The organism is Variovorax sp. P4_B10 (assembly GCF_056402375.1).
The window spans coordinates 1-15,494 of record NZ_JBFUHN010000022.1; the positions used below are offsets into that span (position 1 = coordinate 1).

The 15,494-nt window shown below is 66.6% G+C and carries 12 protein-coding genes; 8 read left to right on the plus strand and 4 right to left on the minus strand.

Features of this window, described 5'->3' with window-relative positions; all coding sequences use genetic code 11:
* A partial coding sequence (locus tag AC1DXX_RS12585; protein ID WP_478134540.1) for a hypothetical protein occupies window positions 1-340 on the plus strand: 340 nt, incomplete at its 5' end.
* Window positions 341-358: 18 nt separating this feature from the next.
* On the opposite strand, the gene AC1DXX_RS12590 is transcribed toward AC1DXX_RS12585, so the two are convergent.
* The 3 genes from AC1DXX_RS12590 to serA all read right to left on the minus strand — a co-directional run bounded on the left by AC1DXX_RS12590 (window position 359) and on the right by serA (window position 6,041).
* The gene (locus AC1DXX_RS12590) at window positions 359-793 is read right to left on the minus strand and encodes an HIT family protein (RefSeq protein WP_478134541.1); all 435 of its coding nucleotides are present in this window, start codon (window positions 791-793) and stop codon (window positions 359-361) included.
* Window positions 790-4,668, minus strand: coding sequence for a DUF3683 domain-containing protein (locus AC1DXX_RS12595; RefSeq protein ID WP_478134542.1), 3,879 nt, complete (start codon window positions 4,666-4,668; stop codon window positions 790-792). The genes AC1DXX_RS12590 and AC1DXX_RS12595 overlap by 4 nt, the downstream gene beginning before the upstream one ends.
* A 140-nt stretch (window positions 4,669-4,808) precedes the next feature.
* Window positions 4,809-6,041: a phosphoglycerate dehydrogenase gene (gene serA / locus AC1DXX_RS12600; protein WP_478134543.1), complete on the minus strand. Its 1,233-nt coding sequence runs from the start codon at window positions 6,039-6,041 to the stop codon at window positions 4,809-4,811.
* Window positions 6,042-6,269: 228 nt separating this feature from the next.
* Between serA and ugpB the strand changes: the two genes are divergently transcribed.
* The 6 genes from ugpB (at window position 6,270) to AC1DXX_RS12630 (ending at window position 13,819) form a co-directional block, all read left to right on the plus strand.
* Window positions 6,270-7,580, plus strand: coding sequence for a sn-glycerol-3-phosphate ABC transporter substrate-binding protein UgpB (ugpB, locus tag AC1DXX_RS12605; RefSeq protein WP_478134544.1), 1,311 nt, complete (start codon window positions 6,270-6,272; stop codon window positions 7,578-7,580).
* Window positions 7,581-7,678: 98 nt separating this feature from the next.
* Window positions 7,679-8,560: a sn-glycerol-3-phosphate ABC transporter permease UgpA gene (ugpA, locus tag AC1DXX_RS12610; protein ID WP_478134545.1), complete on the plus strand. Its 882-nt coding sequence runs from the start codon at window positions 7,679-7,681 to the stop codon at window positions 8,558-8,560.
* A gap of 39 nt (window positions 8,561-8,599) precedes the next feature.
* Window positions 8,600-9,451 carry a sn-glycerol-3-phosphate ABC transporter permease UgpE gene (gene ugpE / locus AC1DXX_RS12615; RefSeq protein WP_478134546.1) on the plus strand — a complete coding sequence of 284 codons (852 nt, stop codon included), beginning with the start codon at window positions 8,600-8,602 and terminating at the stop codon, window positions 9,449-9,451.
* Between the two features lie 140 nt (window positions 9,452-9,591).
* Window positions 9,592-10,599, plus strand: a complete 1,008-nt coding sequence (gene ugpC, locus AC1DXX_RS12620) for a sn-glycerol-3-phosphate ABC transporter ATP-binding protein UgpC (RefSeq protein WP_478134547.1) — start codon at window positions 9,592-9,594, stop codon at window positions 10,597-10,599.
* Window positions 10,600-10,602: 3 nt separating this feature from the next.
* Window positions 10,603-11,349, plus strand: coding sequence for a glycerophosphodiester phosphodiesterase (gene ugpQ, locus AC1DXX_RS12625; RefSeq protein WP_478134548.1), 747 nt, complete (start codon window positions 10,603-10,605; stop codon window positions 11,347-11,349).
* Window positions 11,350-11,401: 52 nt separating this feature from the next.
* The gene (locus AC1DXX_RS12630) at window positions 11,402-13,819 is read left to right on the plus strand and encodes a DUF3772 domain-containing protein (protein WP_478134549.1); all 2,418 of its coding nucleotides are present in this window, start codon (window positions 11,402-11,404) and stop codon (window positions 13,817-13,819) included.
* Window positions 13,820-13,825: 6 nt separating this feature from the next.
* Here the strand turns inward: AC1DXX_RS12630 and AC1DXX_RS12635 are convergent, their stop codons facing one another.
* Window positions 13,826-14,296 (minus strand): Lrp/AsnC family transcriptional regulator, encoded by a 471-nt coding sequence (locus tag AC1DXX_RS12635; RefSeq protein WP_478134612.1) that lies wholly within the window; start codon window positions 14,294-14,296, stop codon window positions 13,826-13,828.
* A gap of 211 nt (window positions 14,297-14,507) precedes the next feature.
* Here AC1DXX_RS12635 and AC1DXX_RS12640 point away from each other — a divergent pair, with 211 nt between their 5' ends.
* Complete coding sequence (locus tag AC1DXX_RS12640; protein WP_478134550.1) at window positions 14,508-15,488, plus strand: ABC transporter substrate-binding protein; 981 nt, start codon at window positions 14,508-14,510, stop codon at window positions 15,486-15,488.
* Window positions 15,489-15,494 lie beyond the last annotated feature (6 nt).

A 15,494-nucleotide genomic window follows, 5' to 3' on the forward strand; every position in this document is an offset into this window, starting at 1 on the left:
CTTCACCGCGGTCGAGCGCCTGCCCACATCGGCGGGCACGGGCCGCACGCTGCCGGCAACAGAGGCCGCCAAGCCGGCCGCACCTGCGCCCAAGGCAACGACAGAAGCGACAAGCCCATCGACAAGCGGGCCGGTTGCACTGCCCATCCACGCACTGCGCCTGCTGGCCCATGCCTCGCATGCCGGCAACCGCGAAGCCCAGGCCGAACTCGAGCGCGTGTGCCGCGATGGCAGCGCAGCATCGAAACGCTTCTCGAACGAAATGCGCGCAACGCCGGAATTCAGGCAGTCCTGCGAGGACCGCAAGGCAACGACGACCCGCACGGCCTCCGCGCGCTGAGCGCGACCGGTCCGAAGCTCAGCCGAGCCCCGCCAGCCGGCGGACCATCTCGGCCTCCAGCGCCGGCAGCAGCGCCTGCACGCCCGCCACGCGATCCGCCGGCGCCGCGCGCTGCGCAGCGGCCCAGAACGGCGAGGGAAAGTGGCTGTCCCACTCGAAACGCGCGATCACGTGCCAATGCAGGTGCGGCACCATGTTGCCGAGCGCGGCGAGGTTGACCTTGACCGGCTTCAGCCGCTCGCGCAGGCATTGCTCGACCACCGTCACCGCCTCCATGCACAGCACGCGGTCCGCGGCATCGAGGTCGGAAAACTCCGGCGCATGGTCGCGCCAGATCACGCGGTAGAAGGCCGGGAAGCCAGCCTCTTCCGCATGGATGACGCGCAGCTTCGCGCCCTCGAACACGATGCGGCCGCCCGGGCCTTCGCAGAAGGGACAACCTTGCACCGTCACACCAGCACCCGTTCGATGCCGCCTTGGTTGGCAGCCGCCACGTAGGTCGGCATCCAGTCTTCTCCGAGGATCTTGTTGGCCATTTCGACCACGATGTAGTCGGCTTCGAGCAGGCCGTTGTTCAGGTCGTTGCCGTAGCGCGAGAGGCCTTGCAGGCAGCTCGGGCAGCTGGTCAGGATCTTCACGTTGTCCTTGGCGCCGACCCGGCCGCTCTCGCGCAACTCGGCCTCACCCTTCTTCAGCTCTTCTTCCTTGCGGAAGCGGATCTGCGTCGAGATGTCGGGCCGCGACACGCCCAGCGTGCCCGACTCGCCGCAGCAGCGGTCGTTCTTGAGCACGTTGTCGCCGACCAGCGCCTTCACCGTCTTCATCGGATCCTGCAGCTTCATCGGCGAGTGGCAGGGGTCGTGGTACAGGTAGCCGCCACCGCCTGCACCGGCCAGCGTGATGCCCTTCTCGAGCAGGTACTCGTGGATGTCGATGATCCGGCAGCCCGGGAAGATCTTGTCGAACTGGTAGCCCTGCAGCTGGTCGTAGCAGGTGCCGCAACTCACCACCACGGTCTTGATGTCGAGGTAGTTGAGCGTGTTGGCGACGCGGTGGAAGAGCACGCGGTTGTCCGTGATCATCTTCTCGGCCTTGTCGAACTGGCCGCTGCCGCGCTGCGGATAGCCGCAGCACAGGTAGYCCGGCGGCAGCACCGTCTGCACGCCCGCATGCCAGAGCATTGCCTGCGTAGCAAGGCCGACCTGCGAGAACAGGCGCTCCGAACCGCAACCCGGGAAGTAGAAGACCGCCTCGGTTTCCGAGGTGGTGGTCTTCGGGTCGCGGATGATGGGTACGTAGTCCGCATCCTCGATGTCGAGCAGCGCGCGCGCCGTCTTCTTCGGCAGGTTGCCCGGCATCTTCTTGTTGATGAAGTGGATCACCTGCTCCTTGATCGGCGCCGGGCCCAGCGTGGCCGGCGGCGCAGCCGTCTGCTTCTTCGCCAGGCCGCGCAGCAGGTCGTTGACCAGGCGCTGGGCCTTGAAGCCCACGCCCACCATGCCCGCGCGCACCGCCTTGATGGTCTGCGGATTGGTCGCGTTGAGGAAGAACATCGCGGCCGCATTGCCGGGGCGGAAGCTCTTCTGGCCCATCTTGCGCAGCAGGTTGCGCATGTTCATCGACACGTCGCCGAAGTCGATCTTCACCGGGCACGGCGTGAGGCACTTGTGGCACACGGTGCAGTGGTCGGCCACGTCCTCGAACTCTTCCCAGTGCTTGATGCTGATGCCGCGCCGGGTCTGCTCCTCGTAGAGGAAGGCCTCGACCAGCAGCGAGGTCGCGAGGATCTTGTTGCGCGGGCTGTAGAGCAGGTTGGCGCGCGGCACGTGCGTGGCGCACACCGGCTTGCACTTGCCGCAGCGCAGGCAGTCCTTCACGCTGTCGGCGATGGCGCCGATGTCGCTCTGCTGCATGATCAGCGACTCGTGCCCCATGAGGCCGAAGCTCGGCGTGTAGGCGTTGGTCAGGTCGGCATGCAGCGTGACGGCTTCGCCGGCCGGCGCGCGCACCAGCTTGCCCTTGTTGAATCGGCCCTCGGGATCGACGCGCTGCTTGTAGTCCATGAAGGGCTTCAGCTCTTCGTCGCTCAGGAACTCGAGCTTGGTGATGCCGATGCCGTGCTCGCCCGAAATCACGCCGTCGAGGCTGCGCGCCAACGCCATGATGCGGACCACTGCGGCATGCGCGGTCTGCAGCATGTCGTAGTTGTCGCTGTTGACCGGGATGTTGGTGTGCACGTTGCCGTCGCCCGCGTGCATGTGCAGTGCGACCCACACGCGGCCCTTGAGCACCTGCTTGTGGATGGCTGTGCATTCGGCCAGGATCGGCGCGAACTCGGCGCCCGAGAAGATCTCCTGCAGCGGCTGGCGCAACTGCGTCTTCCAGCTGGCGCGCAGGGTGTGATCCTGCAGTTGCGGGAACAGGCCGTCGACGTTCTGCAGCCAGCCGGCCCACAGCGTGCGCACCTCCTGCACCAGCGCGACGGCCTGAGCCACGCGGTCTTCGAGCAGCTCGGCCGCCGGAATCTCGTGCGCGTCGTCGGTCTTGCCCAGCGGCAGGTTGCCGCGCGTGAGGAAGGCTTCGAGTTCGTCGGTGAGCGCGAGCTTGTTCTGCAGCGAGAGCTCGATGTTGATGCGCTCGATACCGTCGCTGTACTCGGCCATGCGCGGCAGCGGAATCACCACGTCTTCGTTGATCTTGAAGGCGTTGGTGTGCTTGCTGATGGCGGCCGTGCGCTTGCGGTCGAGCCAGAATTTCTTGCGCGCCTCGGGGCTGATGGCGACGAAGCCTTCACCGCTGCGCGAGTTGGCGATGCGCACCACCTCGGAGGTGACGCGGGCGACCGCGTCGGCGTCGTCGCCCGCGATGTCGCCGAACAGCACCATCTTCGGTAGGCCGCCGTGTTTTTTCGACTTGGTGGCGTAGCCCACGGCCTTCAGATACCGATCGTCCAGGTGCTCGAGGCCGGCCAGCAGCACGCCCGAGCGCTTCTGCTCGGCGAACATGAAGTCCTTGATCTCGACGATGCTGGGCACCGCATCCTTGGCGTTGCCGAAGAATTCGAGGCACACGGTGCGCGTGTGGGCCGGCATGCGGTGCACCACCCAGCGGCAGCTGGTGATGAGGCCGTCGCAGCCTTCTTTCTGGATGCCCGGCAGGCCCGAGAGGAACTTGTCGGTCACGTCCTTGCCGAGGCCTTCCTTGCGGAAGGTCTTGCCGGGGATCTCGAGGCGCTCGGTGCGCAGCTTCGTCTTGCCGTCCGCCGCGTAGTACTGCAGCTCGAACACGGCGCTTTCGGCGTCGTGGATCTTGCCGAGGTTGTGGCCGATGCGCGTGACTTCGAGCCATTCGGCCTGCGGCGTGACCATGCGCCACGAGGCGAGGTTGTCGAGCGCCGTGCCCCAGAGCACGGCCTTCTTGCCGCCCGCGTTCATCGCCACGTTGCCGCCGACGCACGAGGCCTCGGCGGAGGTGGGATCGACCGCGAACACGAAGCCCGAGCGCTCGGCCGCATCGGCCACGCGCTGCGTGACCACGCCGGCTTCGGTCCAGATGGTGGGCACGGGGTTGTCGAGGCCGGGCAGCGGGATCGTTTCGACCTCGGTCATCGCCTCGAGCTTCTCGGTGTTAATGACGACGCTGTTCCAGGTGAGCGGAATGGCGCCGCCGGTGTAGCCGGTGCCGCCCCCGCGCGGAATGATGGTCAGGCCCAGCTCGATGCAGCCCTTGACCAGCAGCGCCATCTCGGCCTCGGTGTCGGGGCACAGCACGACGAAGGGGTACTCCACGCGCCAGTCGGTGGCGTCGGTGACATGCGACACGCGCGAGAGGCCGTCGAACTTGATGTTGTCCTTGGCCGTGAGCCGGCGCAGCACGCGCGTGGCCTTGCGGCGCAGGGCGGCGACGTCGCGGAACTTGGTGTCGAACGCGGCCACGGCGTCGCTGACGAGCCCGGTGAGCTCGCCCACGAGCTGGTCGCGCGGCAGGTCGCTGTCGGGGGTGCGGCGCTTCTGCACCTCGGTCAGCCGGTGCCTGAGCGCGTCGACCAGCTGGCCGCGGCGGCGCGGGTTGTCCAGCAGGTCGTCGACCAGGTAGGGATTGCGCTGGACCACCCAGATGTCGCCCAGCACTTCGTAGAGCATGCGCGCCGATCGGCCGGTGCGGCGCTCGGCGCGCAGGGTCTGGAGCAGTTCCCAGCCGCGTTCGCCCAGCAGGCGAATCACGATCTCGCGATCGGAGAAGCTGGTGTAGTTGTACGGGATCTCGCGCAGTCGTACAGGCTCTGCGGCCTGTGACAACAGCGTATTCAACGCGGTCGGAGCATTCATCGGGTGGGGCGCCTCGGCCAGGCGCTGCGCGCCCATATAGCCGGGCAGGGGATTTTAGGGCAGTGCTTGGAGGCTTGCCTCGTCGCGTCGCCGTTCCCCCTATGGAGCGGCGCCCGGCAGGCGGTGCGGCGCGGTCGGCCTCAGAACAGCACGCGGCTCCGGATGGTCCCGCTCACCTTGGCCAGCTTCTCCAGCGCGAGGTCCGAAGAGGCGGCGTCGATGTCCGTCACCACATACCCGACCTTCTCGTTGGTCTGCAGGAACTGGGACGAAATGTTGATGTTGTTGTCCGAAAAGATCTTGTTGATCTCGGACAAGACGCCCGGCACGTTCCGGTGAATGTGCAGCAGCCGGTGCTTGCCGGGGTGCGCAGGCAGCGCCACCTCGGGGAAATTGACCGAAGAAGTCGAAGTCCCGTTGTCGCTGTACTTCACCAGCTTCTCCGCCACTTCGAGCCCGATGTTGGCCTGCGCCTCCATCGTCGAGCCGCCGATGTGTGGGGTCAGGATCACGTTGTCGAGCCCGCGCAGGGGCGACAGGAACTCGTCCTTGTTGCTGCGCGGCTCCACCGGGAACACGTCGATGGCAGCGCCCAGCAGCTTCCTTGCCTTCAGCGCCTCGGCCAGCGGCTCGATCTCGACCACCGTGCCACGCGAAGCGTTGATCAGGATCGACCCCGGCTTCATGGCTGCGATCTCGACCGCACCGATCATCCATTGCGTGGCCTGCGTCTCCGGCACGTGCAGCGTCACGATGTCGCTCTGTGCCAGCAGCTGGTGCAGCTCGCGCACCTGGCGCGCATTGCCCAGCGGCAGCTTGGTGACCACGTCGAAGAACGCCACCTGCATGCCCAGCGCCTCGGCCAGGACGGACAGTTGGGCGCCGATCGAGCCATAGCCCACGATGCCCAGCGTCTTGCCGCGAATTTCGAAGGCGTTGTCGGCCGACTTGAGCCAGCCGCCGCGGTGCGCCACCGCGCTCTTCTCGGGCACGCCGCGCAGCAGCAGGATGGCTTCGGCCAGCACCAGCTCGGCCACCGAGCGGGTATTGGAATAAGGCGCGTTGAACACCGCCACGCCATGCTCGCGGGCAGCCTCGAGGTCCACCTGGTTCGTGCCGATGCAGAAGCAACCGGCCGCCACCAGCTTGTGGGCCGCGGCAAACACCTCGGCCGTCAGCTGCGTGCGCGAGCGGATGCCCAGGAAGTGAACGTCGGCGATCTTCGCCTTCAGTTCTGCGTCGGGCAAGGCACCCGGCAGCGACTCGATGTTGGTGTAGCCGGCGGCGCGCAGCACCTCCACGGCCGATGGGTGGATGCCCTCGAGCAAAAGGAACTTGATCCTGCTTTTGTCGAGGGAGGTTTTGCTGCTCATGGCGTACTCGCGGAGACCCCGGCCGCGGCAACAGGCTAGGCCGAAAAGGGGGATGGCGATGCTAGCATGGTGCAGCGCAACATGCAGGCCCGCACCCCGCGCCGGGCTTGGCGCCAAAGGGGTTTCCCCGATTGGAAGATGGCGGCCGTCCGTGCGCCAATGTGACGCGGCTGTGTCATCCACATGCCCTAGCATCCGCGCTTTCCATTTTCCCCTTCAGGAGTCTTCATGCGATTCAAGACGCTCGCGCTGGCATCGGCGTTGGCCGCCACGCTGTTCAACGTGGCACAGGCCCAAACGGAGATCCAGTGGTGGCATTCCATGACCGCCGTCAACAACGAGTGGGTCAACGACCTGGCCAAGCAGTTCAACGAGAGCCAGAAGGAATACAAGATCGTCCCGACCTTCAAGGGCACGTACGACGAATCGATGACGGCCTCCATTGCGGCTTACCGCTCCGGCAACGCACCCCACATCCTGCAGGTGTTCGAAGTGGGCACCGCCACCATGATGGCCAGCAAGGGCGCGATCGTGCCGGTCGGCCAGGTCATGAAGGAGGCGGGCGAGAAATTCGACCCGGCCGCCTACATCCCCGCCGTGGCCGGCTACTACACCGCCCCCAACGGCCAGATGCTGAGCTTCCCGTTCAACAGCTCGACCACCATCTTCTATTTCAACAAGGACGCCTTCAAGGCGGCCGGTCTCCCCACCGACAAGGCGCCCTCGACCTGGCCCGAAGTGGTGGCTGCGGCCGCCAAGCTCAAGGCGAGCGGCCACAAGTGCCCGTTCACCACCGCCTGGCAGAACTGGACGCAGGTCGAGAGCTTCTCGGCCTGGCACAACGTGGAATTCGCGAGCAAGGCCAACGGCCTGCAGGGCCTGGACGCACGCCTGAAGGTGAACTCGCCGCTGCACCAGCGCCACATCGAGAACCTGGCCAGCATGTCCAAGCAGGGCCTCTTCATCTACAAGGGCCGCGGCAACGTGCCGGAAGCCTCGTTCGTCTCGGGCGAGTGCGCCATGATCAACACGTCGTCGGGTTTCTACGGCAACGTGGCGAAGAACGCCAAGTTCGCCTATGGCCTGGCCCCCCTGCCCTACTACCCGGACGTGCCGGGCGCACCGCAGAACACTGTGATCGGCGGCGCCAGCCTGTGGGTCATGTCGGGCAAGAAGCCGGCCGAATACAAGGGCGTGGCCAAGTTCTTCAGCTTCATCTCGACGCCTGAAGTGCAGTCCGCCAGCCACAAGCGCACCGGCTACCTGCCCGTGACCACCGCCTCGTACAAGCTCACCGAGGACTCGGGCTTCTACAAGCAGAACCCCGGCACCGACGTGGCCGTGACGCAGATGATCCGCAAGGTCACCGACAAGAGCCGCGGCATCCGCCTGGGCAACTACGTGCAGATCCGCGCCATCGAGGACGAAGAGCTCGAACAGGTCTGGAACGGCAAGAAGACCGCCAAGGAAGCCCTCGACGCCATCGTGACGCGCGGCAACGAGCAACTGGAACGCTTCCAGAAGGCGAACAAAAGCTAACGATTGACGCCCGGGCCGCTGTGTCCGGCTAATATCGCCCGCCCCCGTTCGCTCTTGCACCAGAGCGGGCCGGGCGGGATTTTTTATTCAGAGGGATCATGGAAAAACGCGTTTTCTTTCGCTCGGGCTGGCTGCCGTGGCTGCTGCTGACGCCGCAGATGGCGGTGATCCTCGTGTTTTTCTTCTGGCCGGCGGGGCAGGCCATCCTGCAGTCGCTGCAGCAGCAGGACGCGTTCGGCACGTCGGTCGAATTCGTCGGGCTGCAGAACTTCAGGGAACTGTTCGACGACCCGGCCTACGCCGAGTCGTTCAAGACCACGGCCTTCTTCTCGGTGCTGGTGGCCAGCATCGGCATCAGCCTGTCGCTGATGCTCGCCGTCTTTGCCGACCGCATCGTGCGCGGCGGCATGTTCTACAAGACCATGCTGATCCTGCCCTATGCCGTGGCGCCCGCCGTGGCGGCCGTGCTCTGGGTCTTCATGTTCTCGCCTTCGCTGGGTGTGGTGGCCTATGCGCTCGGCAAGGTCGGCATCAACTGGAACCACCTGCTCGACTCGGGCCACGCCATGACGCTGATCGTGATGGCCTCGGTGTGGAAGCAGATCTCCTACAACTTCCTGTTCTTCCTGGCCGGCCTGCAGTCGATCCCGAAGTCGCTGATCGAGGCTGCGGCCATCGATGGCGCGCGCCCGTGGCGCCGCTTCTGGACCGTGCAGTTCCCGCTGCTGTCGCCCACCACCTTCTTCCTGCTGGTGATCAACGTGGTCTACGCCTTCTTCGACACCTTCGCGATCGTCGATGCGGCCACGCAGGGCGGCCCGGGCAAGGACACGACCATCCTGGTCTACAAGGTCTACCACGACGGCTTCAAGGGCCTGGACCTCGGCGGTTCGGCTGCGCAGTCGGTCGTGCTGATGGTGATCGTGGTGGCGCTGACGGTGATCCAGTTCCGCTACGTCGAGAAGAAAGTGCAGTACTGATGATGAAACAGAAGAAGAACGAACTCGGCGGGGCGCAGCATGGTTGAGAAACGCGGCACCCACGGCATCCTGGCCCACGTCGTGATGATCCTCGGCGTCTTCATCGTCGCCTTCCCGCTCTACCTGGCGTTCGTGGCCTCCACGCACACGGCGCAGGAGATCGTGCAGGCGCCAATGCCGCTCCTGCCCGGCTCGAACATGATCGACAGCTACAAGGGCGCGCTCTTCGGTCGCGAGAGCAGCGCGGGCTCCAATGCCCCCGTGGCGCACATGATGTGGGTGAGCTTCGTGACGGCGATGGTGATCTCCATCGGCAAGATCGCGATCTCGCTGCTGTCGGCCTTTGCCATCGTCTACTTCCGCTTCCCGTTCAAGAAGATCTGCTTCTGGGCCATCTTCGTGACGCTGATGCTGCCGGTGGAGGTGCGCATCCTGCCCACCTACAAGGTGCTGTCGGACCTGAACATGCTGAACACGTATGCGGGCCTCACGGTGCCGCTGATCGCGTCGGCCACGGCCACCTTCCTGTTCCGCCAGTTCTTCCTGACGGTGCCGGACGAGCTCACCGAAGCCTCGCGCATGGATGGCGCAAGCCCGATGCGGTTCTTCTTCGACGTGCTGCTGCCGCTGTCGAAGACCTCGATCGCGGCGCTGTTCGTGATCCAGTTCATCTACGGATGGAACCAGTACCTCTGGCCGCTGCTCGCGACCACGAGCGAAGACATGTACCCCGTGGTGGTCGGCATCAAACGCATGATCGCCGGCGGCGACGGGCAGAACGAATGGAACGTCGTGATGGCCACCGCCATCCTCGCCATGCTGCCGCCCGCGCTGGTGGTGGTCTTGATGCAAAAGTGGTTCGTCAAGGGCCTTGTGGACACTGAGAAATAGGCTCGCCCCCAGGCTGCGCGCACTTCGTGTCGCTTCGCCAACCCCCTACCGGGGGCACCACCAGCGGCCCGGCAAAGCCGGTTCCGCGGTGGTTCTGGAAATAACAGTGCCTCGCGATAGAGGCCGCAATCGAGAAGAACATGGCTGCACTTTCCCTTCGCAACGTCATCAAGCGCTACGGCCACGGGCCGAAAGCCAACCAGGTCATCCACGGCGTGAGCGCCGAGATCGCCGACCATGAATTCATCGTGATCGTCGGGCCCTCGGGCTGCGGCAAATCGACGCTGCTGCGCATGGTGGCCGGCCTCGAGGAAATCTCGGCCGGCGAAATCTCCATCGGCGGCCGGGTGGTGAACGAGCTCGAACCTTCCGAGCGCGACATCGCCATGGTGTTCCAGAACTACGCGCTCTATCCGCACATGAGCGTGTTCGCCAACATGGCCTACGGGCTGAAGATCGCCAAGGTGCCGGTGCCCGAGATCAAGGTGCGCGTCGACAAGGCTGCGAAGATCCTCGAACTCGGCCACCTGCTCGAACGCAAGCCGCGCGAACTCTCGGGCGGCCAGCGCCAGCGCGTGGCCATGGGCCGCGCGATCGTGCGGCAGCCGCAGGTGTTCCTGTTCGACGAGCCGCTGTCGAACCTCGACGCCAAGCTGCGCGCGCAGACGCGCCTCGAAATCCAGAAGCTGCACCGCGAGCTCGGCATCACCTCGCTCTTCGTCACGCACGACCAGGTCGAGGCGATGACGCTGGCGCAGCGCATCATCGTGATGAACGGCGGCGTGATGGACCAGTTCGCGACGCCCGAAGAGGTGTATTCCAAGCCGGCCACCACCTTCGTGGCGAGCTTCATCGGCTCGCCGCCGATGAACCTGCTGAGGCATGCACCGGGCGTGCGGCCGGGCCAGATCCTCGGCATCCGCCCCGAGCACATGAAGCTCGACGAAAGCGGCTGGACGGTGCAGGTGGAGCAGGTCGAGCTGCTGGGCGCCGAACGGCTGGTCTACGGCCGCATCGGCGACGAGCAGATCATCATGCGCACCGACGAAGGCGATCACCCGCCGGTCACCGGCGACACGGTGAAGATCGCAGCGCGCGAAGACAAGCTGCACTGGTTCGACGCAGGATCAGGCAAGCGCGCGGACTGAACGATGGCGGAACGCAGCCCCTGGCCCTACCCCCGCTGGGTCGCGCATCGCGGCGCCGGCAAGCTCGCGCCCGAGAACACGCTCGCAGCGTTCCGGTTCGGCGCTTCGCACGGCTACCGCATGTTCGAGTGCGACGCCAAGCTCAGCGCGGACGGCGTGCCCTTCCTGATGCACGACGCCACGCTGGACCGCACCACCAACGGTCATGGCATCGGCGGCCAGCAGCCCTGGAGCGCGCTTTCGCAGCTCGACGCGGGCAGCTGGCATTCGCGCAGCTTCGCGGGCGAACCACTGCCGACGCTGGAGAACCTGGCCCGTTTCTGCCTGGCCAACGGCTACCTGCTCAACATCGAGATCAAGCCCACGCCCGGCGCCGAGCGCGAGACCGGTGAAGTGGTGGCGCGGGAAGCCGCGCGCCTCTGGCAAGGCGCGGCGATTCCCCCGCTGCTCACCTCCTTCCAGGTCGAGTCGCTCAAGGGCGCCGCCGCGACGCAACCCGAGCTGCCGCGCGGCCTGCTGCTCGACACGCTGTGGACCGGCTGGCTCGACGCCGCACGCGATCTCGGCTGCACGGCCATCGTCTGCAACCACGCGCTGTGGGACGCCGCCACCGTTGCGCAGGTGCACGGCGCCGGCCTGCGCTCGCTGAGCTACACCGTCAACGACGACTGGGCTGCGCAGCGGCTGATCGACCTGGGCACCGACGGCATCATCACCGACAGGGTCGACCTGTTCAGCCCCGGCGGCTGAGCCTCACAGCGCTTACCAGCTCTTACGAAATGGCGGCTTCTATGATGCGGCCATGAGTTGGATCCCCCGCCTAGCGACCTTTTGCCTCGCCGCCTTCCTGATGTGCGGGAGCGCAATGGCGCAACCCGACCTCGGCGGCAGCGCCACGTCGCTGCCCGCGCCCACGCCCACGGTGGCCGAGCTGCGCGAGCAGTTCGCCAGGATCACAGCGGCAGCTGGCACCGACGACGATGCGCGCAAGCTGCTCACGCAGATCAACGAGATCGGCACGCAGGCCGACAAGTTCGTCACCGCGCGCACCGGCGAGCTGGCCGACCTGAATGCGCGACTGGGCGAGCTCGGCAATCCGCCGRCCGCGGGCGCCACCGAAGACCCCGACATCACGCGCCAGCGTGCGCGCCTGACCAAAGAGCGCAACGCACTCGACGCTGACATCCGGCTGGCGCGCCTGCTGTCCGTCGACGTGCGCCAACGCGGCACCGAGCTGGTCACGCAGCGCCGGGCACTGTTCGAGGCGCAGCTGACCGAGCGTGCGGCTTCGCCGCTCGGCGGGGAGTTCTGGAGCGATCTGCGCGAGGCCTGGCCCGACGACCTGGAACGGTTGAAGACGATGTCGGCCGCCCTGAACGACGGCCTCCAGACCGCGCTTCAGCCGGCATCCCGCACCCAGGTGATTGCCGCCCTGATCGCCGCGCTGCTGTTCGCGGTGCTCGGCAACTGGGCCGCCGAGCACGTGCTCACTCGCCTCGCCGCGCGGCTGCTGCCGGCCGGGCGCCTGCGGCGCTCGCTGCTGGTGATCGGCATCGTGGGAAGCCACGTGCTGCTGGTCGCGTTGGCCGCGCACGGCTTCGTGGCGGTGCTCAAGGAATACGCCACCTGGGAGCCCCAGGCCCGCAAGGCGCTGCAGTCGGCGGCGCAGGCGCTGGTGTTCATGGCCTTCGTGATCGGGCTGGGCCGCGGGCTGCTCGCCACCCGCCGGCCCTCGTGGCGCCTGCCGCCGATTCCCGATGCCATGGCAACCCGCCTCGCCGCCCTGCCCTGGCTGGTCGCGCTGGTGGCGGCGCTGGCATGGACGCCGGCCGAGGTCAACGCGCTGATCGATGCGAGCTTCGCGGCCGTGGTGGCCACGCATGTGCTCACGGCGCTGGTGCTCACCACGCTGGTCGGCGCGGTGCTCTACCTGCTGAAGCCGCTGCGCGCCGACGCGCCCGAGGCCGGCCTGCCCGAGCGGCCGATGTGGGTCGGCCTGCTGGTCGCCTTGATCGGCGTGCTGATGATTGCGATCTGGGTGCTGGTGGCCGTCGGCTATGTGGCGCTCGCGAGCTTCCTCGCCTCGCAGCTCACCTGGAGCGGCATCGTGGCCGCGGCCTTCTATGTGCTGTTCAAGTTCGCCGACGACGTGTTCATGGCCATCGTGTCGTCGCGCAGCACCTTCGGCCAGCGCCTGCAGAAGAGCTTCGGCCTCGCGCCGCAGACGCTGGACCAGGCCGCCACGGTGCTCTCGGGCCTGAGCCGCATCGGGTTGTTCTTCTACATGCTGATCGCGCTGGCCGCGCCGCTGGGCACCGGGCCGGGCGAAGTGTTCCAGCGCAGCGGCAAGTTCGGCACCGGCGTGAAGGTGGGCGAGTTCCAGCTGGTGCCGGGTGCGATCCTGAGCGCCCTGGCCGTGGCGGTGGTCGGCTTCATCGTGCTGCGGGTGTTCAAGCGCTGGCTCGAACGCAGCTACCTGCCCAACACGCAGCTCGAGCCCGGCATGCAGAGCTCGATCACCACGCTGCTGGGCTACGTGGGCGGCATCCTGGTGATCGCGTTCACGCTCTCGGCCCTGGGCATCGGCATCGAGCGCATCGCGTGGGTGGCGAGTGCGCTGTCGGTGGGCATCGGCTTCGGGCTGCAGGCGATCGTGCAGAACTTCATCTCGGGCCTGATCCTGCTGGCCGAGCAACCGGTGAAGGTGGGCGACTGGGTGGTGCTGGGCACGGCCGAGGGCGACGTGCGGCGCATCAACGTGCGCGCCACCGAGATCCAGCTCGGCGACCGCTCGACGCTGATCGTGCCGAACTCGGAGTTCATCACCAAGACCGTGCGCAACATGACGCTGGCCAATGCCGAGGGCCGCGTGCTGATCCGCCTGCCGATGCCGCTGACCACCGACGCGCAGCGCGTGCGCGAGCTGATCCTCACGGCCTGCCGCGAGCACGAAGGCGTGCTGGAAACACCGGCACCGTCGCTCACGCTCGAAGGCATCGAGAACAGTCTCCTGATCTTCCAGGCAATCGCCTATGTGGCGAGCCCTCGGCTCGCGGGCGGCATTCGCAGCGACCTGCTGTTCGCCATCCTCGATGCGTTCAAAGAGGCCTCGCTGCCGATGGCCACGCCGACCACGCTGGTGATGGCATCGACGGAGCCGGCCGCGGCCCCCGTCGTGCCCGAGACGTCGAACTCGCCGATTCCCGGCATGCCGACCTGAGGCCGTTCACTCCAGCGGCAGGGCGCTGGTGCACTTGATCTCGTTGAGGCACACGCTCGAACGCACGGCCGACACGCCCGGCATGTGCATCAGCGTGTGCATCAGGAACTGCGAGAGCGACTCTAGGTCGCGCGCGACCACCTTGAGCACGTAGTCGAAGTCGCCCGTCACCGAATAGCACTCGAGGATCTGCTTCAGGTCGGCGATCAGGTCCTGGAACTTGGGCAGCTCGTCGACGTGGCCGCGCGCCATAGTCACGTGGATGAACGCGATCACCCCGAGCCCGACGTGGCGCGCATTCAGGTGCGCCGCATAGCCGTTGATCAGGCCCAGTTCTTCCAGCCGCCGGTGGCGCCGCATGCACTGCGCGGGCGACAGGTTGGCCACCTCCGACAGCTCGAGGTTGGTTGCGCGGCCATGCACCTGCAGGTGGTCAAGAATCCTGCGGTCGATCCGGTCGAGCTCGATCTCATGCAATTTCATCTCTCACATCCTCCGATAGATGCAATTATGTTTCCTAAAGCGGGGTAAGCCCGATAAGCGCATGCACCTTAATTGTGCAAAGTAGCATCTAGACTTCAAAGCTGCCGGAATTGCACGCTGCCATTCCGGACCGCTGAATTCCCCGCCCCGGCGCGCGCCGGCAGCCGCACTCAGACACATTCATCCCCCATCCGGAGACCCTCACGTGAAAAACGCCTTGCTTCGCACCTCCTTCAGCGCCGTGGCCCTGGCCCTCGGCATGCTGGCCGCCGCGCCGTCCCGCGCGGCCGACACCAAGTCGGTGGCGGTGACCGCCATCGTCGAGCACCCGGCCCTCGATGCCGTGCGCGACGGCGTGAAGGCCGAGCTCAAGGCCGCCGGCTACGAAGAAGGCAAGAACCTCAAGTTCAGCTACCAGAGCGCGCAGGGCAACGTGGGCACCGCGGCCCAGATCGCCCGCAAGTACGTGGGCGATGCCCCCGACGTGATCGTCGCCATCGCCACGCCCTCGGCGCAGGCCGTGGTGGCCGCCACCAAGAGCATTCCCGTCGTGTACTCGGCCATCACCGACCCGGTGGCCGCCAAGCTGGTGAAGAACTGGGACGCCACCGGCACCAACGTGACCGGCGTGTCCGACCTCTCGCCGCTCGAGAAGCACGTCGGCCTGATCAAGCAGGTGGTGCCGAACGCCAAGCGCATCGGCGTGATCTACAGCCCCGGTGAAGCCAACTCGGTGGCCATCGTCGCCTCGCTCAAGAAGGCCGCCGCCGATGCCGGCATGACCGTCGTCGAAGCCGCCGCCGCGCGCACCGTGGACGTGCCGACCGCCGCCCAGAGCCTCGTGGGCAAGGCCGACGTGATCTACACGCCGACCGACAACAACGTGGTCTCGGCCTTCGAAGGCATCGTGAAGGTGGCCCAGCAGGCCAAGCTGCCTGTGGTGGCTGCCGACACGGCAACCGTCGAGCGCGGTGCCGTGGCGGCCCTCGGCCTGAACTACGGCGACATCGGCCGCCAGACCGGCAAGATCGTGGTGCGCATCCTCAAGGGCGAGAAGCCCGGCACCATCGCCTCGCAGACCAGCACCAACTTCGAGCTGGTGGTGAACCCCGGCGCGGCCAAGCTGCAGGGCGTGACCCTGTCCGAGACGCTGCTGAAGACGGCCAAGGTCGTGAGCACGAAGTAAGCCCAG

What these genes read in the sequence shown, in the direction of transcription:
- serA (WP_478134543.1), bottom strand. Translation starts at nt 6,041, where the DNA reads ATGAGCAGCAAAACCTCCCTCGACAAAAGCAGGATCAAGTTCCTTTTG.
- ugpB (WP_478134544.1), top strand. Translation starts at nt 6,270, where the DNA reads ATGCGATTCAAGACGCTCGCGCTGGCATCGGCGTTGGCCGCCACGCTG.
- ugpA (WP_478134545.1), top strand. Translation starts at nt 7,679, where the DNA reads ATGGAAAAACGCGTTTTCTTTCGCTCGGGCTGGCTGCCGTGGCTGCTG.
- ugpE (WP_478134546.1), top strand. Translation starts at nt 8,600, where the DNA reads ATGGTTGAGAAACGCGGCACCCACGGCATCCTGGCCCACGTCGTGATG.
- ugpC (WP_478134547.1), top strand. Translation starts at nt 9,592, where the DNA reads ATGGCTGCACTTTCCCTTCGCAACGTCATCAAGCGCTACGGCCACGGG.
- ugpQ (WP_478134548.1), top strand. Translation starts at nt 10,603, where the DNA reads ATGGCGGAACGCAGCCCCTGGCCCTACCCCCGCTGGGTCGCGCATCGC.